The sequence below is a fragment of the Lutibacter sp. genome, from assembly GCF_040883305.1.
Lineage (GTDB): Bacteria > Bacteroidota > Bacteroidia > Flavobacteriales > Flavobacteriaceae > Lutibacter.
In genome coordinates, this window is record NZ_JBFLKT010000020.1 from 1 (window position 1) to 3,119 (window position 3,119).

Genomic DNA, 3,119 nt, shown 5'->3' on the forward strand with positions numbered 1-3,119 from the left:
TACAACATTTCAGAAAAAGAAATTGCTAAGTTTAATAAGATTTATAATAACAACGAAAAAATTGTATTTCTTAAAAAACTAAAGCAATTAAATTCTTTTCAACAAACCTTAAAAACCGAAAACGATTTTCAAGAACATACAACTGAAATTGCAATTCCACCTTTAACAAACGGACATTATTTAATGTACGCTTCTACATTTAAAAATTTGAATGCTGAAAGCCTTTTTGCAACCTCAACTATTCAAGTAACAGATCTTGCTTTGGTTGAAAATAAACTAAATAACAATTATACATATCAAGTTGTTGACAGAAATAACGGGAAACCAATTTCTGGGGCAAAAGTGAACATAAAAAACTATAATACAGGAAGCTATAATAATTTAATTGATAAAAATTATATAACAGATAACAATGGTCAGCTGAATTTTATCGCAACAAAATCACATAGAAATGTTATAATTTCAATTAAAAATAACAAGGATAAAGCTCGTTTTGGAGATTATTATTTTAGCAATTATAACAGCTATACTGAAAGCAAAAATTATAGTGTTATAAAACCATTTATTTTTACAGATAGAAGCATCTACAGACCTAGTCAAACAGTATTTTTTAAGGGAATATTTATTGAAAAAGAGGACGAAAAATCTTCTCCTTATGCCGATGAGCTAGTAACTGCTTCACTTTATAATGTTAATAATGAAAAAATAAGTGAGCTTGATTTAACTACCAACGAATTTGGTGCTGTTAGTGGGGAATTTGTATTGCCAAACAACGGACTTTTAGGAAACTATTCTATTCAATTAAACCAACTAGGATTGACAAATCAACGGTATTATTTTTCAGTTGAAGAATATAAAAGACCCAAATTCGAGACCACTTTTAAACCTGTAACTAAAACTTATAAAATTGATGACTCCATTAGCATAAATGGAAGCGCAATTGCTTTTGCTGGCAGTACTATTACCAATGCAAAAGTAACGTATCGTGTTCATAGAAAAGTACAATATCCTAGATGGTACTATTGGCATAAACCATATTTCACACCTTCAGAACCTCAGGAAATTATACACGGAGAAACAGAAACAAACGAAAATGGAGATTACATTATTACGTTTAAAGCATTGGCAGACAAAAGTATAAATAAAGAGAATCTACCAATTTTTTATTATGAAGTTACCGCCGATGTTACAGATATAAATGGTGAAACTAGAAGTGCCTCAACATTAGTAAAAATAGGCTATCACGCGTTAATTACTGAAATTAATATCGCCGCAATTATCGATAAAAATAATAAAGATAATTTACTTAAAATTGAAACAAAAAATTTAAACAATCAACCTGTTTCGGCAAAAGGAACTCTTAAAATATACAAATTAGAAGCTCCAAATTCAGTTTTAAGAAAACGAGCTTGGACTGCTCCAGATTATCAACTTTATACAGTTAAAGATTTTAAAAATAAATTTCCCCATGAAGCTTTTTCAAATGAAGACAATGTATCTAATTGGAAAAAAGGAATACTTGTTTTTGAAAGCGATTTTAATACAGCAAACAGCAATGAAATTGCGCTTAAAAATATCAAAAAATGGGAATCTGGCAACTATATTATTGTTTCAGAAAATAACGATAAATTCGGTCAAATAATTACAGACAAACAACTAATTACTGTATTTAGTAAAAATGATAAGCAAGTTTCAGACAATCAATTATTTTCTATTTCTTTAGATAAATCAAGTTATAAACCTAACGAAATTGCAATTTTAAAAGTTGGTTCAGCTTCAAAAGATATCACTGTAACTATTGATATTGAAAAAGATAAAAAAATAATTGATACTAAAACAATTCATTTAAATAATGAAATTAAACAGCTAGAAATTCCTATAACAAAAAGCGATTTAGGCGGATTTGCAATTCATTATAGTTTTACCAATTTTAATTCTTTTGAAAGCGGTACTTTACCTGTTTCTGTTCCGTATCCTGTAAAAGAATTAGAAATTGAAACACAAACATTTAGAGATAAATTACTTCCTGGACAACAGGAAACCTGGAGTTTTAAACTAAAAGGTAAAAAAAATGAAAAAGTTGCTGCGGAATTATTAGCAAGTATGTACGATGCTTCTTTAGACCAGTTTAAATCACATAATTGGCAATTCAATCCAATTTCTTATCCTGTTTATTATGCTCAAACCAATAGAAGAGCGCATCAAAGTTTTGGAAATAAACAATTTGCTATTAACAATTTAGACCGTGCATATTACGGACAAATACAACAACATTTTGATGCTTTAAATTGGTTTGGTTTTAGATTTAACACAAATCAAATTATGATTAGAGGCTTATCAGCAAGAAAAATGCAACTTGTAAATGATGACGTAGAGGTTGAAGAAATAGCTATGGTAGAAACCGAACAAGATCTTGATGAAGTTGTAACTGTTGGATTTGGCGATCAAAAAAAGAATGAAATTGTTGGTGCAGTTGAGTCTGAAAAAACTGATTTGTCAGCCGTAAAAATTCGTAAAAACTTTAATGAAACTGCATTTTTCTATCCGCATTTAAGAACCGATACAAATGGAAACGTAAGTTTTAGTTTTACAATTCCAGAAGCGTTAACACAATGGAAATTGCAATTATTAGCGCATACAAAGGAACTGGTTTCCGCTACTAAAACTTTAACAACTGTAACACAAAAAGAATTGATGGTATTGCCAAATCCACCTCGTTTTCTACGTGAAGGTGATGTGTTGCAATTTTCAAGTAAAATTTCAAATTTAACTGATAAATCGCTCAACGGAATTGCGCAATTAGTATTAACAGATGCTATTTCTGGAAAAGATATTACAAATGAATTAATGCAAACTGTTACCTCGACTCCGCTCAGTAACCAGCAAAACTTTTTAGTTGATGCAAAAGGAAACACCAACATAATTTGGTCATTAACAATTCCTAATAATGTTCAAGCTATTCAATATAACATAGTAGCAAAAGCTGGTGAATTTTCAGATGGTGAGCAAAATGTATTACCTCTTTTATCTAACCGAATGTTGGTTACTGAAACTTTACCAATGTGGGTAAGAAGCAATCAAACAAGAACATTTAGTTTAGATAAGTTGAAAAACAACAA

1 protein-coding gene is annotated in these 3,119 nt (G+C 29.7%); it reads left to right on the top strand.

The features are described 5' to 3' along the window. Positions 1-3,119, top strand: a 3,119-nt coding sequence (locus tag AB1Z17_RS00555; RefSeq protein WP_368049845.1) for an MG2 domain-containing protein, incomplete at both ends; no start/stop codon positions are given.